The following is a 23,066-nucleotide window of genomic DNA, read 5'->3' as shown; positions in this document are numbered from 1 at the left end:
AGCCCCATCGTCCCAATGCCGAGCCTTCGCAGGCATGCGGACAAGTGGTTTGTCCGCATTAGAGCCCTCGACCTCCACACGGGCCGCGACCAGACTCGATCACGTACCGCAATCGTTCGCCTACAACCGGCCGAGGTCAAGCGGCGTACTGACTCGGTGACGGCAAAGATCGACAGGAGCTCACACACATGAACGACTGGATGGCCACGATGTACGCGGCGGCGATCCTCCTGTACGGCTGGCTGGCGGCAACTCAACGATCAGACGACTGACTCTCTCCAGTCTGCCTTCGATCGAACGTCTCAGGCTGGCAATGCCAAGACGCTGAGCGGACCCATAACCGGCGGGCCGGCGTATCGATCCCTGCATCTGCGCCGGTCCGTCGTTCCAACCCGCCTCACTCACGGAGGACCGAATGGTCACGTTTGTTCCGCTGCTGTCTGCCGAGACGGTTGCCGTGCTACCTGAGCGCGCTCAAGAAGTTGTCGAGTATCGCAAGTCTGGGCTGTCACTCAACCATGTCCAGGGCTGTCCACTCGGGTGCGCCTACTGCATTCGTCACACCCACGGTCTGTGGGACGCCAACACACCGGCTGCCCTCATGACCGATGCTGAAGCGGTCGAGCAACTGGTCAACCACCGATACTTCAAGCCGCACAAGACACCACTCCAGATCTTCAACAGATCGACCGATCCATTCCTCGCAGGCGTGCGCGATCACCTCTTCGCCGTACTGGAAGACATCGATGCCCGAGGCCTCACCAACCATGCGCTGGTGATCACTCGGGCGGTTGTCCGCGAGACCGACTGCGCCAGGTTGAACGCGTTGAAGAACCTCAAGCTGACGCTCCTGTTCACCTATTCAGGTATCGAGGACCGCCGCGTCGAGCCGTACCCGAGCTCGGTCGCCGCGGCCTCGCTACGCCGCGCAACGGCCTATGGCTCGGCCGACGAGCCGCGCCGCTGTCGCACCATCCTGTACTGGCGACCGCTCGTCCCCGGCCTCAACGACACGGATGACCACCTTCAACTGGCTGTGAGACTGTCGGCATCCGCGGACGCGACCGTGTTCACGGGGCTGTTCTATCGCGACCAGATTGCCGAGTACTACAAGGCCAACGGGATCCCTCAACCCTACGAGGGAACCGCGCGACGCAAGATCGTGCCCGAGGCTCTCGATCGTCGCATCGTCGAAGCCTTCGCGGGCCGGCCAGACGACGCGCCGCCACTGTTCCGCAAGACGTCCTGTGGCGTGTCCTACGCCCACGGGTTGCCGGACTACAACGGTCATTACGGGATCCGCGAGCTGTGCGACATCTGTCCTATGGCGCAGTCGAAGCTGTGTGCCGGCGCCCACCAGATGCCAACGACGCGCGCATTCCTAGATGCGGCGGCCGACCTGCCAGAGGCGGCAGAATTGAAGGTGCTCGACGTCACTAGCCGCGCAGTTCAGGTCGACGGGCTGCCTTCAGAGCAGCCCCGGTACTTTCTGCAGCACGCGTTCGCGTTCCAGGTTCACGACGCTGGGCACCCGCACCACCTCAACCGGCACGGCCGCGCGGACATCGGATGGGAGGCAACGACCAATGGCTGAAACAGCGAGGCCGTGGACTGCCCTCGACTACGCCGTCGTCGACGTTGAGGGCAACGGTCAGCAACCACCAGACCTCGTCGAGATCTCGATCGTCGCCATCACGAACGGCGGGATCGGCCGAGCAAGAAGCTGGCTCGTTCGGCCACCTCGGCCAATCACCGCCATGGCGCGGCGCTTTCACAAGATCACAGATGACCAAGTCGCCGACGCTCCGACTGTCCACGAAATCGACGGCGAACTGCGCGCCGCGCTGGACGGCATGGTCTTCGTCGCTCACAACGCCGGCGTCGATCTCGGCGTCGTGAACCGAGAGTTGCCCGGATTCCAGCCCATCCACGTGCTAGACACCCTCAAGCTAGCTCGGCAGCTGTTGCTGGGACGCGACTCCTACAAACTCGGCGCCCTGGTCGAGGCGTTCGGGCTGGCGGACGGCCTGCATAGCGACTTGGTTCCACACCGAGCCACGTACGACGCGATCGTCTGCGCCCGTCTTTTCGCCCGTCTGGCAGCGCCGCCCGGCCGCGATCCGCTCACCTTCGATGAACTGCTCGACATCGTGGCCACCAAGACCACTACCAACACCGCCACCGATTACCCGGCCGCGACCCTCTTCTGAGGCCCGCGCCGGACTCTTCGTCACCATCGACGGCCCGTCCGGCGTGGGCAAGACCACAACCATCACGCACCTCGCCCAACTCCTCCGAGCCGACAACACCGCCGTACACCTCACCGCCGAACCATCACGCGGCCCGATCGGCAAGCTCGCCTACGACCTCACCGACACGGTTACCGGCCCGGCGCTCGCGTGCCTGTTCGCCGCGGACCGGTACCACCATCTCGAGGCCGAAATCCGGCCTCATCTCGAGGTCGGACACCTCGTCCTCTGCGATCGCTACGTTCCCTCATCCCTCGTGATGCAACGCCTCGACGGCCAAGCCATCGACTTCCTCTGGAACCTCAACGCACTCGCCGATCACCCACACCTCGCAATCATCCTGACCGCTGACCCAGACGTGATCGCAACGCGCCTCGCCGCTAAAGGTCCGCACAACCGCCTACAGCGCCAAGACAACAGCAGCACAACCGAGACGCACTTTTACCAAGAAGCCCAAGAGCGCCTCATCCGCGTCGGCTATCAAACGATCACCATCGACACCACGCACCAACCGCCCCGCCTAGCCGCAGCCCGAGTCCGCCAAGCAATCCGCCGACGACAAGAGCAACACGCCGCCGGTAGCTCCGAACGGCGGCGCGCTTACTAACCACTCGGGCGAAGCGGCCGCAGGGCGGATCCGCACCGGCGAGGAGCCGGCTGAGACCGGGTACGTCCACCCGGGACTCCTCAAGCCAAAGCTCGGCGAAGCCTTGATCAGCCTGGCGATCTCCGACCTGCCTTCGCCTAGGCCCACAAGGCGTTGCAGTCCGAGGACCGCCCGCTGGATAGGGTCAATCGGCTCGCATCTGCGGCGACACTCGAATTGAAGTCCAGGGAAATAGAGCGTGCGTCAACCATTAGCATCGAAATGATGCATCGCGTCGAATGCAGGAGTCTCCCTGCCTGCATCCACACGTCCGCGAGCTCCGAATTGACCTTTACCACTCGATTGTGTTCTCAATCTCTTCGCGTGGTAAAGTCACAGGCCGCATATTAAGTTGCTAGATCTCGACTGAAAGGCGTTCGATGGAGTGGAAGAACCTCGGCGAAGAGACCGTTTATGAGAACCGTTGGTTCCGCGTAAACCTCGCCGATGTCGAACTGCCCGATGGACGACACCTCGATCATTTTCTGATTCGCCAGCGGCCAGTGGCATTGACCGCGGCAATCAACGAGAGGAACACTGCTTCTCTGGCGCCACCGGTTCATCACCGAGACCTGGGGCTGGGAGCTTCCCGCAGGAGTCGTCGACGACGGCGAAACCATCGAGGAAGCCGCGGCCCGAGAGATGCTGGAAGAGACTGGCTGGCGCGCTGGACCCCTCGAACTCCTCCTCACAGTCGAACCAGCCAACGGACTGTCCAACGCGTTGCACCACATCTACTGGGCAGACGGCGCAGAGTACGTCAGTCACCCGGAAGACGACTTCGAATCAGATCGCCGCGAGTGGATCCCCCTCAAGGTCGTCCCAGACCTGGTACGTCGCGGCGAAATCAAGTCCGCCAACACCGTCGCCGCCCTACTACTCCTCCACCAAATGCGGGAGAACTGAGTCACGGCGGCATACGCCACCCCGAGCACTGATCTGGCGACACCGAGCCGTGTTCGTCTGGCAGGAATGACCAGACATTGGCCAAGCATCCGACTCTCGAAGTCGACAGGCGGAGTTGGCCAGCTACAAGGAAGATGGCCGACCCTCGGCGTCAGCCGCGCCACTATGGACAAGTACGTCCCCGACCTCTGCCCCCGCCGTACTGCGGCAAAGGCGACACCCGAGCTGGCCGCTGCCGGGTGTTCAGGGCTTCGGCCGCGTGACGAGCGCCAGCAGCGGAACGGCGATGCTGATCGCGGCGAGGGTGAGCGAAAGGTCAGCCGGGCATTGACGCGGCGTCGTGAACTCTCGGCTCGCCACGGTCCCAGAACCGTCTGGTGCCTCGATCGTCATGGCGCACTCCGGTGCACCGACCGGATCCGATGGCCGGTGTCCCACAGCAGGGTGAGCACGGCCCGCTCACCGGCCTGGTCGACGTCGCCGATGGTTACGACGGTGTCGGCTTCGCGCGCGGTTGAGGTGCTCACCTGGTTGTAGCGCTCATCGAGCAGCACGAGCACAGCCGCCGCAACCGGGCCGAACAGGGTGACCTCGAGCCGGCTCGGTTCGGGTTCTGGGAGTTGGTTGTTCACGCGATCAAGATCGTCCCGTCATGGGTATTCGCACACCACCCGGTTCGAATCTTCACCCTGGGTGCGCTGGCGCCCCCACCCCGGGTGATCTTGCGGTCGGGGTGGTGCGGGGATACCCAGGAGGCGGCGAGTGTCCTGGTCATGACGACGACCCGAGATCATGAGCCGGCTCCGGTGGCGACTCGGCCTGCAGCACATGAACCAGATCACCGAGCGGATCGACAGGGAGGCGACCACCGGAGCGCCGCCGACGTTCGCGCCGAGGTTCACCGAGCTGTTCCCGAGCGGAGAGCAGCCGATCCTGACTTTTCGGGGCGGCTGTCCCGTTCGCAAAGCCCGGCCGACGCCGCGGCGATCCGCTCGGTCGGTGACACGATGAGGCGCCGTCGGCTCGCCACCAGACTGGGTCTGACCGGAGCCGGCTTAGGCATCCTCGCCGGGCTGGTCCAGGCGGTCGCCGGCTACGGCATCCCGGAGTGGACCGGGGACAAGCTCGCGAACGGTGCCCTTGGTCTGCTCACCGTGGCCCTCTCCGCGTTGGCCGGCCTTGCGGCGCTGCGTCAGCGGGACCCGCGCCTGTCTGTGTTGTCCCGGGCTGCGTGCTCGCTCGGGATGATCGTGCCGGGGCTGCTCGGTCTCACAACGGTCGGCCGCCTCGGGTACGTTCCGGCCGTCCTCCTGACCGCCGCCGGCCTGCTGGCGGTCGAGCGGTGGCGAGCCACGAGGCACGCGTTGGCGGCCGGCTGGGACCGGGTGCTGCTCTGCGCGCTGGGAGCGTGCGAGCTGCTGATGGTCGCCAGTGGTCCCGGCGCGTTGATGGTGGTCGGCGGCACCGGTGGCGTAGCGCTGATCGCGGCGGCGTGCCGGCGAGCCGTCGCTCGGCACACGTTCGCCGGCCTTGTCGCCTTCGGCACGGTGCCGCTCGCGATCTTCGGGCGGACTGCAGTGGTTCCGATACTGCTCGCCGTCCTGGCTTGGCTGATCGCGCTACCGATGACCCGGCGGGACGGGCCCACCGACATGGCACACGGCCCTAGCAGCGCCCATACAACAAGAAGCGCCCAGACAAGCAGCGGCGGCCGAACAACAAGAGGAGGGCATGTAGGTCATGCGTCTCGATGAGAGCCGTTTTCCGCAGCTCCGACAGCGGGGCGCTGGCCGAACATTGGACGTCGGGCGCCCCGGCAAACCCCACGCTGAGAGCCCATCGGCACCCGCGCGCCGAGGCGGCGTCGCCGGCGGATCGCGTCTGATCCACCTCCCCACCACCCTGAGAGAAGAGCCCGGACTCCTGGTCTGCGTTCTGTACGTCGCAGGTCTCCTTGTCGCGGTCTGCGTCATGGCCGTGATGGTCGCATCAATCCACTGAGTTCCACTCCCCAAGTCATCTACGGAGGAATTGTCATGCAGGATCCAATGAAGTACCGCACCGACGTCGCCATCATTGGAGCCGGGCCTACCGGGCTCACCGCGGGTCTCCGGCTGGCCCAGCTCGGGATCGACCATCTCGTCCTCGACCGGTCCGCGACACCGACCCTCACGTCGAAGGCGGCCTTGGTGCACGCGGCCACGTTGGAGCTGTTCGAGCAACTAGGGGTGGTGGACCAAGCAGTCGCGGCCGGAGTCCAGATGCGGCGGTTGGTCATGCTGGACCGTGGCCGCCCGCTCCTGAGCGTCGACTTCTCTCTACTCGAGACGGCGCGCCCGTTCGCACTGGGTCTGCCGCAGAGCACCACAGAAGGCCTGCTCCTACGTCGACTCCAGGACCTCGGAGGGTCGGTGAGGCGCCCGGTGGTGATTGAGTCAGTGGCCCCGACCGGTGACGGGTACGTGCTCCGAGGCAGCGAATTGTCCGATGACGGCACTCCGGTCCGCGCCCTCGAGGTGCGTGCACGGTACGTGATCGGCGCAGACGGCTCGCACAGCCTCGTCCGAGAGGCAATGGAGATCGCCTTCAACGGGTCGTCCTATCCCGAGCAGTTCATCCTTGCCGATGTGGCTCTTGAGTTCACCAGCACGCGCGCCGAGAATCAGGATGACCAGGCAACGATCCATCTGTCACCAGCTGGGGTCACCGTGCTCGGACGCTTACCTGGGGGCACCCACCGGATCATCGCAACCGTCCCTGAAGGTGTAGAGGTGCCCGAGCAACCCAGCCGCGCCTACGTCGATGAACTGTTCCGCTCCCGCGGTGTGCCCGCTTCCACAACCTCGGATCCGCTGTGGTCGTCCCGTTTCCGTGTTCACCACCGCGTCGCCGAGACCTTCCGGTCCGGAGGAGTCTTCTTGGGCGGCGACGCCGCCCACGTGCACAGCCCTGCAGCCGGCCAAGGCATGAACACCGGCATCGCCGACGCGTTCGACCTGGCCACTCGACTGGCCGCCGTCCTCACCGGTGAAGCGGACGACACGGTGCTCGATACGTACGACGCCAACCGGCGTGCTGCGGCCCTGGAGGTGCTGCGCTTCACGGACCGGATGACTCGGATGGCACTGATCCGTCACCCGCTGCCGCGCGCAGCCCGTTGGCTCGCGGCACACTCGGTGGGCCGATCGCCCTACGTGCAACGCCGCCTCGCCACGTGGGTGACGGGTTTGCAGCGCAGCCCGCTGCGCACAGGAGTCACCGACAATCTGCCTGGCCCGCCAACAGTCGAACGGCACGAGGTGGCGCGCACCAAGGGTGCCTAGCCCTGCTCGCGCTCAGATCAGCCCGAGCTGTCGTGCGGCGTCCACGGCGTCCTGACGGGTGGCCACGCCCAGCTTGCGGTAGAGGATTTTGGTGTAGGCCTTCACCGTGTTGATGGATAAGTACAACTCGGCCCCTATCTCACGCTGAGTGGCAGACCCCTGCATCGCCCGCAAGATCGAGTGCTCCCGGTCGGTCAGCTCCTGCACCAAAGCGCCTTCGCGGGAGGCGGCCCGCACCGCGCGCCTCCCCATTCGCGCTTCCGCCGCGCTCAGACGGTCGATGACGAACTGGCTCACCTGCTCCTCCTCGACCAACTCGCGGGCGCGGACCAGAGCAGCCCGCGCACCGTCTCGGTCACCGGCAGCGAGCTCGGTGTCCGCGAGGTAGATCAGGTGCAGCACCCCCAGCGTCGGGCGAGCATGCAGGCCTACCCGTGCGGCCATCTCGTCCAGAATCGCCTTCGACATCGCGACATCACCGCCCAGGTAGGCGCGCCTGCCTTCACACACCCGGAAGAGAGTGCCGATCAACGGCCCGGCCTGCCCCCAGTCGCGTTCCGCCTCGTCGGCCAAAGGGCGGGCTTGGTCCCTCACGACATCGAATTCCGGGGATCTCCCGAGGTCGAGAAGGCTGACTCCGAGTAACCCGGCCATCTGAAGCTGGACCCACGCGGGCCAGCCAACGCGCTCAGGGTCTCGCCAGGACTCGAGCAGGATCGTGACTCCCTCCTTGAAACGGCCGTCGCGGATCATCGCACTGCCCAAAACCATCCGAGCCTTGACCAGTCCGTCTCCGTCAGGCGACTCAAGCTCCACCGCTCGCGATGCTTGCTCAACGGAGCGAGCGGACGCAGAGTCGGGAAAGCCCCATGATGCTCGGCGGGCCAGCGTTGCGGCGCGCGGATCGCTCCACCCGCTGACCACGGTGTCTGCACGGATGCGGCTCTCCGCCGTATCGAGCCAGGGGTCGACCTCGTCTCGGGCACCGGCCATGAAAGCTGCGGTTGCCAGGGAGATCGCCAGCTCGGTGCTCACGACCTCGGGTGGCAGGTCATCGCCCAGCCGCAGGTAGGTCGGCGCGAGACCGCGATCGAAGAACCGTAACTGGGCGTGCGCCAGCAGCAGGTCAGCGGCAGCACCTCCATGCCCCGCACGGATCAGGTGCCGGGCGGCGTCATCTATTCGACCTTGTACAGCGAACCACTCGCCCGCTCGAGCCAGCACCTCCGACGAGTCGGCGTCACATGTACTCGCGCCAAGGAGCACGTCGCGCAGGAGCCGATGGCAGCGGTACCACTCGTGTCGCTCATCGAGGCTGGACACGAAGAGACCGGCTCGTTCAAGGTCGGCGAGCACGTCCGCCGAACCGTTGGTATCCAGAGCCGCATCGCAGAGCGGGCCGGACAAGGCCTCCAACGGGGCCGCGCGGCGCAGGAGGTCGCGCTGTTCGGGTGCCAGCGCGGGCAACACCTCGGAGCTGAAGAAGTCCAGGAGACTCCTATCGTCGCCGCGCACGGTGTGGGCCGCGAGTTCAGGATCTGGGGTGCCTCGCAACGCCAGCGCTGCCAACTGCAGACCTGCGGCCCAACCCTCGGTGCGGGCCCACAACTCCGAGGCCGCCTCCGTCGAGAGGTCGACCCCCGCGACCGCCGAAACCAGCTGCGCGGTCTCAAGACTCGTGAAGCTCAGCTGTTCCGCTCGGATCTCCTCCAACTGTCCGCGCGCACGCATCCGGGCAAGCGGAAGTGGTGGGTCACGCCGCGAGGCCAGCACCAGCTGGAAGGTTGGAGGCAGATAATTGATCAGGTATTCCACCGACTCGTGGATGCGCGAGTCGGTCAGGGAGTGGTAGTCGTCGAGAACGAGGACATGTCGGTGGGTCGAGTCGGCCAGCTCGTTGAGAAGCAACGGAAGAGCCAGGTCGACCGGCGCAAGGTCCACCGCGTCCAGGGCGTCGAGGGCAGCTTCGCCGAGCTCGCTGCCCGAGGCGCGCAGCGCCGAAAGGACGTAGCGCCAGAAGCGGTTCGGCTCGTCGTCTGTCTCGTCGAGCGAGACCCACGCGACCAGCCGCTCTTCCTTGGCTCGAGCGGCCCACGCGCTGACCAGGCTGGTCTTACCCCATCCCACTGGAGCCACGATGAGCGCCAGCCGCGCATCCGTTTCCTGCAGCTTGCCGATCAACTGCTCGCGTGCCAGCGCGCCGGCTCGCACGGGTGGGACAACCTGCTTCACCGACAACAGGGGACGCACGGGTCGCTCGGTTGTCACGATGCTCCTGACAAGCGGCTGAGGTGCCACGATCCCACAATTCTGCCACTTCACAGCTCCCGGATGTACATCGTGAAGACCGCTTCGGCGCACCCCTCTCATGTCCTCTCGCCTGACAAGGGATGAACCATGTCGATCAACCGCTTACTGGCCTGGATCTGAGGATGACCACCACCACGGCGGCGCCCCACACGAGGGCACTGACATTTGGGCAGATGCTTTCCGACACGTTGCGGCAGCGGGTCTGGCTTCAGGAATGGATCAGTTCGGGCACGGTCGACGAGCGCGCAAGGCAGTCATGACGGACGAGGAACCGCTGTACAAGGGCGATCCACAGGCGTGGCGGGAGCAGCTGGCCGAGGGGAATGCCAAGCAGGCGCGTAAACGAGTTGGTGCCGATGCGATCCTGCGGGATGCCGAGGGGCGGATCGCTCGTTGATCCTGACTTCAAGCCGGACTGGGATCTGCCGGGCGGGATGATCGAGGCTAACGAACCACCGCTCGATGGGCTTCTGCGCGAGTTGAACGAAGAGCTCAGCCTTCGGCTCGAGCCGTCTGGCCTCACGCTCGCGTGCGTGGATTGGGTGTCTCCGCACGGCCCCTGGGACGACTCCCTGATGTTCATCTTCGATGCCGGCCAAGTCTCTGCCGAGCAGGTCGAGCAGCTCGTCCCCGATCTCGGCGAGGTACGCCGGTACACCTTCGTCACCCCCGACAAGGCGCGCGACTAACTCCGTCCGTATGTCTGGCTCCGTCTTGAGGCTGCCCTCAAGGCCTCCGAGTCCCACACAGTCGCCTACCTCCACGACGGTCGGAGCTGGCCAGCCCCGCGGGAGCGGGCCGGCCCCAAGCGAGCTGGCTAGCCCGTGACCACCTGGCAGTCGATACGCGCGCGGCAGCGCGCACGTCGCCGGCCTTAGCCGGCAAGGATGCCCCGGCGGTAGCCGGGGGCGGGTGGGAGCGTGCGGGGGTCTCTTTACCTGATGCGCATGCCGGAGATGGCTCGGGCGATTACCAGGCGCTGGATTTCTGAGGTGCCTTCGAAGATTGTGTAGATTTTGGCGTCTCGGTGCATGCGTTCTACTGGGTATTCGCGGGTGTAGCCGTTCCCGCCCAGGATCTGGATGGCTTCTTCCGTTACCTTCACCGCGACCTCGCCGGCCTTCAGTTTGGCCATGGAGCCTTCGCCGTGGCGGTAGTCAGGTGTCTCGCCGCGCATCAGCGCGGCCGACATGTTGGCGGCTCTCCAGACCAGCAGTCGGGCGGCGTCGATTTCCAACGCCATGTCGGCGAGTTTGAAGGCTATGCCTTGGTTGTCGATGATCGGGCGGCCGAATTGTTCCCGGGTCTTGGCGTACTCCAGGGCTACTTCGTAAGCGGCCCGCGCGATGCCGATGGCTTGGGCGCCGACGATGTGGCGGGTCATTTCGAAGGTGGCCATGGAAGCGTTGCGGCCCTGGGATGATCCGGCGGCTTCGCGGGCTCGGGCCAGGCGTTCGTCGAGTTTCTCCTTGCCGCCAAGGACGTTGGCGGCGGGGATGCGGACGTTGTCGAAGAAGACGTCGGCGGTGTGGGAGGCGCGCAGACCGTGCTTGCGAAGCTTCGTGCCCTGCTCGAGACCGTGCACTTCGGTTCGCGGTACGACGAACGCCGCCTGACCCTTGGTACCCAGGGCCGGGTCGACCGTGGCGATGACCACGTGGATGTCGGCGATGCCGCCGTTCGTGGCCCAGGCTTTCTGGCCGTTGATGACCCATTCGTCGGTCGCGGCGTCATAGACGGCGCGCGTGCGGATCGCGGACACATCCGATCCCGCGCCAGGCTCCGACGAGCAGAAGGCGGCCACGCGTACGTCGTCCACAGTCCCGTAGCAGCGGCCCATCCATTGGCTCCACTGCTCCGGCGTACCGTTCGAGAAGATCGCGGACGACGCCAGGCCGGTGCCCTTGAGCGACATGCCGATGCCGGCGTCGCCCCAGAAGAGCTCCTCGTGGACGAGCGGCATCAGCAGGCCGGAGGGGTCGACGAAGAGGTTGACGTTCGCGTCGAGGCCGTAGAGGCCGATCTTCGCGGCCTCCTGGATGACCGGCCAGGGGGTCTCCTCGCGCTCGTCCCACTCGGCGGCCGCGGGGCGGATGACGTCGGCGGCGAAGGTGTGGGCCCAGGACTGGATCTCGCGCTGGTCGTCGTTGAGAGCCAGTGAGAACTGGCTCCAGCCCGGCTTGGAGCGCTCGGCGCCGAGCTCTCCGGCCAGCGACATCACGTCGGCGGAGACCGTGGACTTGGGATCGGTCATCGTCATCAACATCCTCCGAGAGCTGCACGGGACAGCACAAAGCATATGTTACCGATGAGTGTAACCGCCGTTTGCACCCGAGCGCACTGCTATGGCTAAGATCGGTCCATGAGCTCCGCGCTACTCGCGATCGGACGCCGCCGGACCACGGCGGAGCGTCGTCGCGACCGCGAACGGGACATCATCCGCGCGACGCGTGAGCTGTTCGACGAGCGCGGCACGATCGACGCCCAGATCGACGATATCGCCAAGCGCGTCGGAATAAATAAGGCACTGATCTATCGGCACTTCGCCGGTAAGGAAGAGCTCTTCGCGCTCACGCTCGTCGACTACTTGGGCGAGCTGGACGACAAGCTCGCACAGGTCGACAACCCGCGCAAGGCACCGCTCAACCGGCTCAAAGCACTCAGTGAAGTCTTCGTCGACTTCTGCCTCACCTATCCGGCCTTCGCCGACTGCGCAATGAGCCTCTTGAGAAGAACAGGCGACGAGTTGTTCGGCGAGATCACCGAGCCGGTCATGACTAAACTCGGTACGGCGATGGCCGCGGCGCTGCACCGGATTGCGGACATCCTCCAAGCGGGTCAGCGGTCGGGCGTGTTCGACACCGTGGACGTCGACTACCTGGCGAATCACCTGTACACACAGACCCTCGGATCGTTGCACATGGCAAGGGTCGGCTTGATCGTGTCGACCGGGCAGCCGGGGCATCCGGTGGTGCATCATGCCGACGTGCGCACGGTCCGCGAGACCGCGATCACCGCCACCCTCGCCACCGCGGTCGGCAGAAAAGCCCTAACGAAACCCACTGCAGCCAAAGCAAAACCCCGAACTTCCGCCACCGCACGAACGTCCAAAGAGTCGAGAACCGGACCAGGAGAGACATCGTGACCGAACCCCGCAAGGTGGCCGTTGTCGCCGGGAACAGGATTCCGTTCGCCCGGCAGGACAAGACCTACCGGCACGCCTCCAACTCCGACATGCTCACGGCGGCGCTCAACGGCCTGGTCGACCGGACCGGGCTGGGCGGCCAGGAGGTCGGCGAGGTGGTCGCCGGCGCCGTCCTCAAGCACGCCCGCGACTGGAACATGGTCCGCGAGGTGGTCCTCGGTTCCAAACTCTCCCCCACCACCCCGGCGTACGACATCCAGCAGGCCTGCGGCACCGGCCTCGAGGCGGCGATCCTGGTCGGGAACAAGATCGCCCTCGGCCAGATCGACGTCGGGATCGCCGGTGGTGTCGACACCGCGAGTGACGCACCGATCGCGGTCAACGACCAGCTGCGCAACATCCTGCTCGACCTCAACCGGGCCAAGACTTTCCCGGACCGCCTCAAGGTGCTGAGCAGGGTTCGCCCGAAGGACGTCGTACCGGAGATCCCCCGGAACGCCGAGCCTCGCACGGGGAAGTCGATGGGCGATCACGCGGCCCTGACTGCGCTCGAGTGGGGCATCACGCGGGAGGCGCAGGACGAGCTCGCGTACCGCTCCCACGTGAACCTCGCGAAGAGCTACGACCGAGGCTTCCAGCAGGACCTGATCACGCCGTACCTCGGCCTCGAGAAGGACCAGAACCTGCGGCCGGACACGAGCATCGAGAAGCTCGCCAAGCTCAAGCCGGTGTTCGGCCACGGCGAGACCGCGACGATGACGGCCGGCAACTCGACCCCGCTCACCGACGGCGCCTCGACCGTGCTGCTCTCCACCGACGAGTGGGCTACCGAGCACGGTCTCCGGCCGCTCGCGTACCTGACCCACTCGCAGACGGCCGCGGTCGACTACGTGAAGGGCGCCGAGGGCCTCCTGATGGCGCCCGCGTACGCCGTTCCCCGCATGCTGGCCCGCGCCGGGCTCACCCTCCAGGACTTCGACTACTACGAGATCCACGAGGCATTCGCATCCCAAGTGCTCGCGACACTGAAGGCGTGGGAGGATCCGATCTTCTGCAAGGAACGGCTCGGCCTGGACGCTCCGCTCGGTGAGATCGACCGCGACAAGCTGAACGTGAACGGCAGCTCGCTCGCTGCGGGCCACCCGTTCGCGGCGACCGGCGGGCGGATCGTCGCCGCGCTGGCCAAGCAACTGGACGAGAACGGCGGCGGTCGTGGCCTGATCTCGATCTGTGCCGCGGGCGGCCAGGGCGTCGTCGCGATCCTCGAGAAGTAGGAGCTGAGAATGACGGACCGCTACCAGACCTTCACCCGGACACCGCTCGGCCAGACCCTGGTGAAGAACCTGGGTCTGCCCGACCCGGCGCCGTTGCAGCGCTGGGTCGAGGGGTCACCGGTGATCGACGGGCCAGTGGTGTTCGGCGCGATCGGCGACACCGACGCCGGGAAGGCGATCCAGGCCCTGCTGCGCGACATCGGCGCCTCGTTCACCACGGCGGCCGAGGGCGTCGCATCGAGTGAGATCCGGCCGAAGGCGCTCGTCTTCGACGCGACCGGCGCGACCTCGACGGCCGAGCTGACCAGCCTCCAGCGCTTTTTCTCCCCCGTCATCCGCCAGCTCGCGCCGGCCGGCCGCGTCATCGTCGTCGGCCGTACGCCGGAGCTCGCCCAGTCGGCCGAGGAGCAGATCGCCCAGCGCGCGATCGAGGGCTTCACCCGCTCACTCGCCAAGGAGGTCAAGCGCGGCGCCACGGTCAACCTCGTGTACGTCGCCCCCGACGCCCACGAGCAGCTCGACTCGACGCTCCGCTTCTTCCTCTCCCCGAAATCCGCGTACGTCGACGGCCAGGTGACCCGGATCGGGACCGGCCCCCTGGTCAGCAACGACCCCACTCGCCCACTCGCCGGCCGGGTTGCCCTGGTCACGGGCGCGGCCCGCGGGATCGGCGCGGCGATCGCCGGCACGCTGGCCCGGGACGGCGCGACCGTGATCGGCGTCGACGTACCCCAGAACGCCGAGCCGCTGCACCAGGTCATCACCCGGCTCGGTGGCACGGAGCTGCTGCTCGACGTGACCTCGGTCGACGCGGCGCAGCGGATCGCGGCCCATGCGCAGGAGCAGCACGGCGGGCTCGACATCATCGTCCACAACGCCGGCATCACCCGCGACAAGCGCCTGGCGAACATGCGGACGGACACGTGGGACGCCGTGCTCGACGTCAACCTCCGCGCCCCCGAGCGCATCACGAAGTACCTCCTGGAGTCCGGCGCGTTGCGGGACGGCGGCTCGATCGTCGGCGTCGCCAGCATCGCCGGAATCGCGGGGAACAACGGCCAGACCAACTACGCGACCTCGAAGGCGGGCGTGATCGGCCTGGTCCAGGCGCTCGCGCCGACGCTGACCGGCCGCAACATCCGGATCAACGCGGTCGCGCCCGGATTCATCGAGACCGAAATGACCGCGAAAGTCCCGTTCACGATTCGCGAGGTCGGCCGCCGGATCAACTCGCTGCAGCAGGGTGGTCTCCCGATCGATGTCGCGGAGACGATCGCGTGGTTCGCAGATCCGGCCTCGGCCGGCGTCACCGGCAATGTCGTGAGGGTCTGCGGCCAGAGCATGCTGGGCGCCTGACATGCCCACGCGCCGGTACGACGACTCACCCGGCCTCGGCTCGCTCTACGCCAAGACCGTGCGCGCGACACTGCGGCGAGCCGATTACGAGCCGGACCAGGACGGGCTCACGCTCGAGCTTCCCCGGTCCGCGATCGACCAGGACCACCTGCAGGCGTACCGCGACGTCACCGGATTCCAGGCCGGCCCGGCGCTGCCCTCGACGTACCCGCATGTTCTGGCGTTTCCGTTGCACCTGGACCTGATGTCCGACCCGTCGTTCCCGTACAAGCCGATGGGCATCGTGCACCTGTCCAACACGATCACCCAGAAGGCGCCGATCCCGATCCACGCCGAGCCGGCGATCCGCGTGCACAGTACGCCGGAACGCCCGCACCCCAAAGGCACCGTCTTCGACGTGGTCAGCGAGGTCAAGGTCGACGGCAAGGTGGTGTGGACCGATTTGACCACGCTGCTCAGCCGCTCCGCCGGGACGTCGACCGCACACGTCGACCTCCTTCCGGATCCGGAGCTGGAGTCCGACGCCTGGTGGGACCTGCGGGCCAACCTCGGCCGCCGGTACGCCGCCGCGTCCGGCGACCGGAACCCGATCCACCTGTTCAAACTGACCGCCCAGGCGTTCGGGTTCCCGCGCCAGATCGCGCACGGCATGTGGGCGAAGGCCGCCGCGCTCGCCTCCATCCAGCGCGCCGGGAAGCTCCCGGACGCCTTCACCGTCCGCGTCGACTTCCGCAAACCGCTGCTGCTGCCGTCCCGCGTGCAGTTCGGTTACGAGCAAAAAGGTAAGACGACGGACTTCGCCCTGTACGACGACAACCACGACCTCACGCACCTGATCGGGCAGCTCCAGGCCGACTGAGCTCCGCAATCCGGTCGAGCACCTCTCCGATCGGCGCGGCGTCATGCTGCTGCCCGTCGCGATCACGGATCGCCAGCGACCCGGCAGCCGCCTCCCGGGCACCGATGACAGCCTGGTACGGCGCAAGCCGGTTCTCCCGGATGCGGGCACCGAGACTCCCCTCGTCGGCATGGGCGACCTCGACCCGAAGACCGCGATCCGCTGCCCGCCGAGCCACGTCGATCGCGACCCGCTCCTCGTCGTCGGAGATCGGCAGTACGACGAGTTGCACCGGCGCGAGCCACGCCGGGAACGCACCGCCGTGCACTTCGATCAGCAGAGCGACCGCGCGTTCGATACTGCCGACGATCGCGCGATGCACCATCACCGGACGATGCTTGTTGCCATCGGCACCGATGTACTCCAGCCCGAACGCCTCCGGCTGATGGAAGTCGACCTGGATGGTCGACAGACTGAACCGGCGACCGGCCGAATCCTCCAGCTCGATATCGATCTTCGGCCCGTAGAACGCCGCATCGCCAGGGGATTCGACATACTCGACGCCCGCGTTCTTCAGCACCGCACGCAGCAGGCCGGCCGCCTGCTCCCAGCTCGCCGCGTCCCCGACGTACTTGCTGGAGGGATCGCCGAACGACGCATCCTCGGCCGGCAAGGCGAGGACGTAACGTGATGCGCTGATGCCCATGTCGGCGTACGCCTGGTTGATCAACGCCAGGGCACTCTCCGCCTCGGCCTCGACCTGATCGAGGCGGCAGAAGATGTGCGCGTCGTTCAGCTGCATCGCGCGGACCCGGCTCAGGCCACCGATCGCGCCGGACAGCTCGGCCCGGTACTGCCCGCCGAGCTCGGAGAACCGGAGCGGGAGCTCGCGATAGCTGTGCGAGCGAGAGCGATACATGAGCGCGTGGTGTGGACAGATGCTGGGCCGGAGCACGAGTTCCTCACCGCCCAGGTCCATCGGTGGATACATGTCGTCGCTGTACTTGGCCCAGTGACCGGAGATCTCGTACAGCTCGCGCTTGGCGAGGACGGGCGAGTACACCCGCTGGTAGCCGGCTCGTCGTTCCACTTCGGCGATGTAGCTCTCCATGGCGTGGCGTACGGCGGCGCCGGCGGGCAGCCAGTACGGCAGGCCGGCACCGATCAGCGGGTCGGAGTCGAAGAGGCCGAGTTCACGGCCGAGCTTGCGGTGGTCGTACATGATTCCTCCAGTGGTTGGGGCGAGCAACCACGGAGCACGACAAAGCCCCGGGGCACTCGCCCCGGGGCTTGGTCGACAGTCAGGTGTCAGCGCGCCGGGACGAACCTCGGCGTCGTCGTCGCTACTGCGCGCTTGGACACGGACCAACCGTAGCAGGTCACCCCTGCTCCAGGTCCAGACCGACCGGACGGATCAGGCCCTCCTGTGCGACGGAGGCGATGAGGCTGCCGGTCTCGGCGTACAGGCGTCCGGTGGCGAAACCGCGCGCGCCCGAGGCCGACGGCGACGCCTGGTCGTAGAGCAACCACTCGTCGGCACGGAACGGCCGGTGGAACCACAACGCATGGTCGAGCGAGGCCGGCTGGATGCGGCGATCACCGATGATGATGCCGTGCGGCAACAAGCTTGCCCCTAGCAACGTCAGGTCGCTCGCATACGCCAGAACGCAAGCATGTAAGGCGGGATCGTCAGGAAGCTTGCCCGCGGCCCTGATCCAGAACTGACGGCCGGTGACCCCGGCGAGGCGTACGTCGAGGGCCGCCCACTCCCGGTCCCAGTCTGCGGCCGGACGTCCCGACTGCAGCTCGAGAACGGTCGCCAGCCGTGGCGCCTCATCCGGCGGTACGACGTCGTCCGGCATCGGATCCTGGTGATCCAGACCGGGCTCCGGCCGCTGGAACGACGCCGACATGTAGAAGATCGGCTTACCGTTCTGCGAGGCGACCACCCGCCTGCTGCTGAACGTGCCGCCGTCCCGGGTCGGCTCCGCGCGATACACGATCGGTACGGCGGTGTCGCCGGCGCGCAGGAAGTATCCGTGCAGCGAATGCACCACGCGCTCCGGATCGACGGTCAGGCTCGCGGCGGCCAACGCCTGGCCGAGCACCTGGCCACCGAACACCCGTTGCATCGACGTCTGCGGCTGGCGACCGCGATACAGATCGACGTCGATCATCTCCAGGTCGAGCAGCTCGACCAGATCCTCCAACGACTCAGGCATGCCTCATCCTGACAGGTCGCCGGCCATCATGAGAAAGGCCGGCATGAGAAAGGCCGGCATGAGAAAGGCCGGGGCATCAGCCCCGGCCCGACTCAGCGATTCTTACTTGTCGTCCTCGCGGTTGAGCTCGGCGAGGAACTGCTCGACCTCGGCGCCCAGCTCGTCGGCCGACGGCGTGGAGTCGGCCAGCAGGCTCTTGCGGCTGACCGAGCCGGCCGCAGCGTCGTACTGGGTCTCCAGCGCGTTGACCACCGCGGAAGCGTCTTCCGAGGCCTCGACCTGCTCGTCGACCAGCCGGCCCGTGAGGGCAGCCTCGTCGAGCAGGGCCTTGCTAGGGAGCAGCAGTCCGGTCGCGGCGGAAATCGCGTGCACGAGCGCCAGCGCGGCACCCGGGAAGCGGTTCTCCGCCAGGTAGTGCGGCACGTGGACCGCGAAGCCCATCGCATCCTTGCCGGCCTCACCCAAGCGCACCTGCAGCATCGTGCCCGCGCTCGAGGGCAGCCGCATCTCGCCGTCCCAGATGTTCGAACGGGTGACCAGCTCGGGCCGCGTCGCGTGAGCGGTCAGGCCGAGCGGGCGGGTGTGCGGCACGCCCATCGGGATGCCGTGGACGCCGACCGTGAGCGTCACGTTGTAGAGCTCGATCAGCTGCCGCACCGCGGCGGCGAACCGGTTCCAGTGGTTGTCCGGCTCGGCACCCTCGAGCAGCAGGAACTCGACACCCGCGTCGTCGGTCAGCAGGTGCAGGTTGAGCTGCGGCGGCGTGTAGTCGACGAAGCGGTCCTCGGCGAACGTCACCTCGGGCCGACGGGCGCGGTAGTCGTGCAGGAGATCGACGTCGAACCGAGCCAGCAGCCGGCTGTCCAGCACCTCGAGCAGGTGGTCGGCAGTGACCCGACCGGCCTGTCCGGCGTCCATGAACCCGTCCAGCGAGTGCACCAGCACCTTCGGCGTCGCCGCCGGGCCGGTCGCCACCGACTCGTCGACGATCTCGTAGAGGTCGTCCGGTCGTAGCATCGTCGTTCTCCTCTTCACCATTCTTCTTCATGGCCAACAGGGCAGTGTCAGCACCTCTATCCTGCCCTGTGCAGTGATAACGCCGGACATCCGGGCTCACATTCCGGCTACGCCGAAGTTTCAGGATCTTCCAAGATTCGGCCATCGAGGCGACAGCTCGGAAAGCGCTTGCTAGGTTGGCCGGGTGAGCAGCGAACCAGATTCCGCCCTGACCGTCATGCTGGCCATGAACGCCGACAGCCGCGACCGAGTCCTGGTCCCGCGCGTCCGGCAGCGCCTGGAGGCGGTCGCCACCGTCCTGCCGGTCGGCCCGGGTGCTGCCGGGGTGCCTGACGGCTTCCTGGCCGACCCGGCGATCCGGGCCGCGCTGCCGGAGGTCGACGTACTGCTGACCGGCTGGGGTTGCCCGCGGATCGGGCCCGAGGTCCTCGACGCGGCACCCAAACTGCAGGCGATCCTGCACGCGGCGGGGTCGGTCAAGGGGATCGTCGACCCGGTCGCGTTCGAGCGCGGGATCCAGGTGTCGTCGGCCGCCACCGCGAACGCCCTGCCGGTCGCCGAGTACACGGTCGCCGCGATCGTGCTGGCCGGGAAGCGGGCGTTCCGGCTGGCTGCGCAGTACCGGATCGAACGCCGGAAGGCGGATCCGCACTCGATGCCGGGCAGTTACGGTACGACGGTCGGTCTGCTGGGAGCCTCGCGGATCGCCAAGATGGTGGCCGAGCGGCTGCGCGCGTTCGATCTGCACGTGCTGATCAGCGACCCGTACCTGGCCGCGGCCGAGGCGGCCGAGCTCGGCGCGGAGCTCGTCGACAACGACGCACTCTTCAGCCGGAGCGACGTCCTCAGCGTGCACGCACCGCTGATCCCGGAGACGGTCGGCCTGGTCGACGCCCGGCTGCTCGGCCGGCTGCGGGACGGGACCGTTCTGATCAACACGGCCCGCGGAAAGATCATCGACTCCGAGGCGCTGCTGCGTGAGTGCCTCTCCGGCCGGATCGACGCCGTACTCGATGTGACCGATCCGGAGCCGCTGCCGCCGGACTCGCCGCTGCTCGACCTGCCGAACGTCTTCGTCACCCCGCACGTCGCCGGTGCGGTCGGCAACGAGATCGCCCGCCTCGGCGAGCTGGCCGTCGGTGAACTCGAGCGCCTGGCCGCCGGCCAGCCCCTGCAACACGCCATCAGCCCCAACGAACTTGGGAAGCTCGCATGACCCGCCTCGTCCTGCCGGACACCGACCGTGTGCTGTCCCGTCAGACCGGGTGGAGCCGGGCGCACTGGGAGGCCTTGGCGGACCACCTCCTGGATTCGCTGGTGCCTTACTTCTCCCCCGGCGCCTCGCTGATCGCCCTGCCCGGCCGGCCGAGCCGATCGGGTACGGCGTCGGACGCGCTGGAAGGGTTTGCCCGCTCGTTCATGCTGGCCGCGTTCCGGATCGCCGGTGTGCAAGGGAAGGGTTGTGAGCAGCTGATCGAGCGGTACGCGCGGGGCGTCGCGAACGGCGCGAATCCCGACCACCCGGAGTCCTGGCTGCGGTTGACTCCGCGCTCACAGCAGATGGTCGAGGCGGCGGCGATCGCGGTGGCGCTGCACGAGACGCGCGAGTGGATCTGGGAGCGGCTCGACAGTCGCGCGCAGGAGCATGTGGCGGAGTGGCTGGGCGGGTTCATCGGGTCGACGACGCATGACAACAACTGGCGGCTCTTCCAGGTCGTGAGTGAGCAGTTCCTCGCGTCGGTCGGGGCGCCCTACTCCCAGGACGACATCGACGGCGGGCTGGACCGGATCGAGGACTGGTACGTCGGCGACGGCTGGTACTCCGATGGCGACGGGCAGAACTTCGACAACTACATCGGCTGGGCCATGCACCTCTACCCCGGCCTGTGGGCTCGGATGGCGGCTGCGACGCCGGGTGCGGCGTACGAGGATCGGTTGAAGGTCTATCGGGAGCGGCTGCGGCTGTTCCTCGAGGATGCGGTGCATCTGGTCGGGAATGACGGCGCGCCGGTCTACCAGGGGCGTTCGCTGACCTACCGGATGGCTGCGGCTACGCCGTACTGGATGGGAGAGGTGCTCGACGCCACTCCCCTGTCGCCCGGTCAGACGCGGCGGTTGTGCTCGGGGATCGCTAGACACTTCGTACAGCACGGGGTGCCGGATGAGCGTGGTCTGCTGACACTGGGGTGGTACGACACGTTCCTGCCGACCACACAGCAGTACTCCGGCCCCGGTTCGCCGTACTGGGCGTCGAAGGGGTTCATCGGGCTGGTGTTGCCGCCCGAGCACCCGGTGTGGACGTCGCCGGAGGAGTCCGTGCCGTTGGACGATGCAGATCAGGTACGGGCGATGCCCGCGCCGGGGTGGATCGTCCACGCGAGCCGGCACGACCAGATCGTGCAACTGGTCAACCATGGCGCCGATCACGCGCCTTTGGCCGAGCCCGAGGGTGTGGAGCCGGAGGGCGATCCGCATTACAACCGGCTGGCTTATGCGAATCACGCTGGGCCCGAGTTGTCGGATCAGGCGCCGCGGATCGACAACCTGATCTCCCTGGTCGGTCCGGACGGGCAGTCCAGTTCGCGCGGGCGGATCCGGCGGCTCGGGGTGAGTGGGCGTACGGCGTCCTCGTGGCACCAGGCGTGGTTGGGGACGGATGGGCCTTGGCGGATCGAGACGACGTCGATTGTCCATGGTGGGTGGGAGATTCGGTGTGCTCTCGTTGACGGTCCGGCGGGGTCGATCGTGCGGAGTGGTGGGTTCGCGGTCGCGGGGGCGTCGTTGCCTGCGGCAAGCGCTACGGCGGTGGCCGCGTCGGCGCGGAATTCGGAGGGATTGTTGTCCGCGGTGGTGGGCTTGCACGGGTACGACGCGGCCGGGGTGCACCGGGGGCTCGGGACCAATGCGTTCGGGGTTCATTCGGCGACGCCGTACCTGACCGCACCGCACAACGGCGAGCCGGTGGTCCTCGTGAGCGCCGTACTGCTGACGCGGGACGCGCTCCGGCCGGAAGCGCTTGCCGAGGGCATCGATGTCCTGGTGGACGAGGTTCCGGGGCGTGGGGCAAAGGTCCGGATCGGCCTGCCCGGTGGCGGAACCGAGGTCGTCGAACTGGGACAAAATCGAGAGGGTTAGGTCAGCCTCGCCATGGGTGTGCGATTCTGTTCCGGCCGTTAGATTGGCTGAATGAGCACGTACGAGAAACTTCTGCAAGAGCAGATCCGTAATGAATTCACTGCCTCTCAGCAGTATGTGGCGGTCGCTGTCTGGTACGACGACCAGGACCTGCCGCGGCTCGCGTCACACTTCTACAAGCAGTCGCTGGAAGAGCGCAACCACGCGATGATGATGGTGCAGTACCTGCTGGACAAGGACATCCGGCCGCACATCCCGTCGGTCGGCGAGGTCGAGTCCGACTTCAAGTCCGCGCTGGAGCCGCTCGAGCTCGCGCTGGCGCAGGAGATCAGCGTCACCAAGCAGATCGAGACGCTGGCCCGCACCGCTCGCGACGAGAGCGACTACATCGGCGAGCAATTCATGCAGTGGTTCCTCAAGGAGCAGGTCGAGGAGGTCGCCGCGATGAAAACCCTCGTCAACGTGGCCAACCGCGCCGGCGACAACCTCTTCCACCTCGAGGACTACCTGGCCCGGGAGGCAGTAGGAGACGGCGGCGCCGACCCCACAGCTCCCGTCGCCGCAGGCGGCAAGGTCTAGCCCCTCCGACAGGAACCATTTGAGGGGCCGACCCCTCAAGTGGTGGGAGGTCCCGTCGTATTCCGG

The 23,066-nt window shown here is 67.0% G+C and carries 23 protein-coding genes; 16 read left to right on the top strand and 7 right to left on the bottom strand.

Annotated elements, in window-relative coordinates; genetic code table 11:
- The first annotated feature begins 601 nt into the window (after positions 1 to 601).
- The 4 genes from ACWF4Z_RS01775 to ACWF4Z_RS01760 all read left to right on the top strand — a co-directional run bounded on the left by ACWF4Z_RS01775 (position 602) and on the right by ACWF4Z_RS01760 (position 3,801).
- Positions 602 to 1,594 carry a hypothetical protein gene (locus ACWF4Z_RS01775; RefSeq protein WP_452240989.1) on the top strand — a complete coding sequence of 331 codons (993 nt, stop codon included), beginning with the start codon at positions 602 to 604 and terminating at the stop codon, positions 1,592 to 1,594.
- Positions 1,587 to 2,210 carry a 3'-5' exonuclease gene (locus ACWF4Z_RS01770; protein ID WP_452240988.1) on the top strand — a complete coding sequence of 208 codons (624 nt, stop codon included), beginning with the start codon at positions 1,587 to 1,589 and terminating at the stop codon, positions 2,208 to 2,210. Before ACWF4Z_RS01775 ends, ACWF4Z_RS01770 begins: the two co-directional genes overlap by 8 nt.
- A complete protein-coding gene (gene tmk / locus ACWF4Z_RS01765) occupies positions 2,134 to 2,856 on the top strand; it encodes a dTMP kinase (RefSeq protein WP_452240987.1) in 723 nt (240 codons plus the stop codon). The genes ACWF4Z_RS01770 and tmk overlap by 77 nt, the downstream gene beginning before the upstream one ends.
- A 576-nt stretch (positions 2,857 to 3,432) precedes the next feature.
- The gene (locus ACWF4Z_RS01760; RefSeq protein ID WP_452241304.1) at positions 3,433 to 3,801 is read left to right on the top strand and encodes an NUDIX hydrolase; all 369 of its coding nucleotides are present in this window, start codon (positions 3,433 to 3,435) and stop codon (positions 3,799 to 3,801) included.
- A gap of 243 nt (positions 3,802 to 4,044) precedes the next feature.
- Here the strand turns inward: ACWF4Z_RS01760 and ACWF4Z_RS01755 are convergent, their stop codons facing one another.
- Both ACWF4Z_RS01755 and ACWF4Z_RS01750 read right to left on the bottom strand, forming a co-directional pair.
- Positions 4,045 to 4,194, bottom strand: a complete 150-nt coding sequence (locus ACWF4Z_RS01755) for a hypothetical protein (protein ID WP_452240986.1) — start codon at positions 4,192 to 4,194, stop codon at positions 4,045 to 4,047.
- The gene (locus ACWF4Z_RS01750; protein WP_452240985.1) at positions 4,191 to 4,433 is read right to left on the bottom strand and encodes a hypothetical protein; all 243 of its coding nucleotides are present in this window, start codon (positions 4,431 to 4,433) and stop codon (positions 4,191 to 4,193) included. The genes ACWF4Z_RS01755 and ACWF4Z_RS01750 overlap by 4 nt, the downstream gene beginning before the upstream one ends.
- A gap of 160 nt (positions 4,434 to 4,593) precedes the next feature.
- On the opposite strand from ACWF4Z_RS01750, the gene ACWF4Z_RS01745 reads away from it, so the two are divergent.
- From ACWF4Z_RS01745 to ACWF4Z_RS01735, 3 genes are all read left to right on the top strand, one after another.
- A complete protein-coding gene (locus ACWF4Z_RS01745; protein ID WP_452240984.1) occupies positions 4,594 to 4,812 on the top strand; it encodes a hypothetical protein in 219 nt (72 codons plus the stop codon).
- Complete coding sequence (locus ACWF4Z_RS01740; RefSeq protein WP_452240983.1) at positions 4,809 to 5,555, top strand: hypothetical protein; 747 nt, start codon at positions 4,809 to 4,811, stop codon at positions 5,553 to 5,555. The genes ACWF4Z_RS01745 and ACWF4Z_RS01740 overlap by 4 nt, the downstream gene beginning before the upstream one ends.
- Positions 5,556 to 5,837: 282 nt before the next feature.
- Positions 5,838 to 7,124 carry an FAD-dependent oxidoreductase gene (locus tag ACWF4Z_RS01735; protein WP_452240982.1) on the top strand — a complete coding sequence of 429 codons (1,287 nt, stop codon included), beginning with the start codon at positions 5,838 to 5,840 and terminating at the stop codon, positions 7,122 to 7,124.
- Between the two features lie 12 nt (positions 7,125 to 7,136).
- Here ACWF4Z_RS01735 and ACWF4Z_RS01730 read toward each other — a convergent pair whose 3' ends face one another.
- A complete protein-coding gene (locus ACWF4Z_RS01730; protein WP_452240981.1) occupies positions 7,137 to 9,356 on the bottom strand; it encodes a LuxR C-terminal-related transcriptional regulator in 2,220 nt (739 codons plus the stop codon).
- Positions 9,357 to 9,690: 334 nt separating this feature from the next.
- Between ACWF4Z_RS01730 and ACWF4Z_RS01725 the strand changes: the two genes are divergently transcribed.
- Both ACWF4Z_RS01725 and ACWF4Z_RS01720 read left to right on the top strand, forming a co-directional pair.
- Positions 9,691 to 9,831 (top strand): hypothetical protein, encoded by a 141-nt coding sequence (locus ACWF4Z_RS01725; RefSeq protein ID WP_452240980.1) that lies wholly within the window; start codon positions 9,691 to 9,693, stop codon positions 9,829 to 9,831.
- Complete coding sequence (locus tag ACWF4Z_RS01720) at positions 9,806 to 10,123, top strand: NUDIX domain-containing protein (protein WP_452240979.1); 318 nt, start codon at positions 9,806 to 9,808, stop codon at positions 10,121 to 10,123. The genes ACWF4Z_RS01725 and ACWF4Z_RS01720 overlap by 26 nt, the downstream gene beginning before the upstream one ends.
- Positions 10,124 to 10,368: 245 nt before the next feature.
- Here the strand turns inward: ACWF4Z_RS01720 and ACWF4Z_RS01715 are convergent, their stop codons facing one another.
- On the bottom strand, positions 10,369 to 11,694 hold the full coding sequence (locus ACWF4Z_RS01715; RefSeq protein WP_452240978.1) for an acyl-CoA dehydrogenase family protein: 1,326 nt from the start codon (positions 11,692 to 11,694) through the stop codon (positions 10,369 to 10,371).
- Between the two features lie 102 nt (positions 11,695 to 11,796).
- Between ACWF4Z_RS01715 and ACWF4Z_RS01710 the strand changes: the two genes are divergently transcribed.
- The 4 genes from ACWF4Z_RS01710 to ACWF4Z_RS01695 are packed head-to-tail and all read left to right on the top strand — an operon-like array spanning position 11,797 to position 16,068.
- Positions 11,797 to 12,579: a TetR/AcrR family transcriptional regulator gene (locus ACWF4Z_RS01710; protein ID WP_452240977.1), complete on the top strand. Its 783-nt coding sequence runs from the start codon at positions 11,797 to 11,799 to the stop codon at positions 12,577 to 12,579.
- Entirely contained in the window at positions 12,576 to 13,853 is a 1,278-nt protein-coding gene (locus ACWF4Z_RS01705; protein ID WP_452240976.1) for an acetyl-CoA C-acetyltransferase, read from the top strand. Before ACWF4Z_RS01710 ends, ACWF4Z_RS01705 begins: the two co-directional genes overlap by 4 nt.
- Positions 13,854 to 13,862: 9 nt before the next feature.
- Positions 13,863 to 15,209, top strand: a complete 1,347-nt coding sequence (locus tag ACWF4Z_RS01700; protein ID WP_452240975.1) for a 3-oxoacyl-ACP reductase — start codon at positions 13,863 to 13,865, stop codon at positions 15,207 to 15,209.
- Position 15,210: 1 nt separating this feature from the next.
- Complete coding sequence (locus ACWF4Z_RS01695; protein WP_452240974.1) at positions 15,211 to 16,068, top strand: MaoC/PaaZ C-terminal domain-containing protein; 858 nt, start codon at positions 15,211 to 15,213, stop codon at positions 16,066 to 16,068.
- Here ACWF4Z_RS01695 and thrS read toward each other — a convergent pair.
- From thrS to ACWF4Z_RS01680, 3 genes are all read right to left on the bottom strand, one after another.
- Positions 16,034 to 17,269, bottom strand: a complete 1,236-nt coding sequence (gene thrS / locus ACWF4Z_RS01690) for a threonine--tRNA ligase (RefSeq protein WP_452240973.1) — start codon at positions 17,267 to 17,269, stop codon at positions 16,034 to 16,036. The two genes, ACWF4Z_RS01695 and thrS, sit on opposite strands and share 35 nt — an antisense overlap.
- A gap of 157 nt (positions 17,270 to 17,426) precedes the next feature.
- Entirely contained in the window at positions 17,427 to 18,269 is an 843-nt protein-coding gene (locus ACWF4Z_RS01685; protein ID WP_452240972.1) for an acyl-CoA thioesterase, read from the bottom strand.
- A 102-nt stretch (positions 18,270 to 18,371) separates the two neighbouring features.
- Positions 18,372 to 19,286, bottom strand: coding sequence for a proteasome assembly chaperone family protein (locus tag ACWF4Z_RS01680; protein ID WP_452240971.1), 915 nt, complete (start codon positions 19,284 to 19,286; stop codon positions 18,372 to 18,374).
- A 184-nt stretch (positions 19,287 to 19,470) separates the two neighbouring features.
- Here ACWF4Z_RS01680 and ACWF4Z_RS01675 point away from each other — a divergent pair, with 184 nt between their 5' ends.
- From ACWF4Z_RS01675 to ACWF4Z_RS01665, 3 genes are read left to right on the top strand one after another with little or no spacing between them, the layout of a single operon-like run.
- Entirely contained in the window at positions 19,471 to 20,502 is a 1,032-nt protein-coding gene (locus ACWF4Z_RS01675; protein WP_452240970.1) for a hydroxyacid dehydrogenase, read from the top strand.
- Complete coding sequence (locus ACWF4Z_RS01670; RefSeq protein WP_452240969.1) at positions 20,499 to 22,421, top strand: DUF2264 domain-containing protein; 1,923 nt, start codon at positions 20,499 to 20,501, stop codon at positions 22,419 to 22,421. The genes ACWF4Z_RS01675 and ACWF4Z_RS01670 overlap by 4 nt, the downstream gene beginning before the upstream one ends.
- Positions 22,422 to 22,472: 51 nt before the next feature.
- The gene (locus tag ACWF4Z_RS01665) at positions 22,473 to 23,000 is read left to right on the top strand and encodes a ferritin (RefSeq protein ID WP_452240968.1); all 528 of its coding nucleotides are present in this window, start codon (positions 22,473 to 22,475) and stop codon (positions 22,998 to 23,000) included.
- The last annotated feature ends 66 nt before the right edge of the window (positions 23,001 to 23,066 follow it).

The organism is Kribbella sp. NPDC055071, assembly GCF_053608045.1.
Note: the sequence above shows the minus strand (reverse complement) of the source record. Positions and strands in the feature narration are given on the sequence as shown.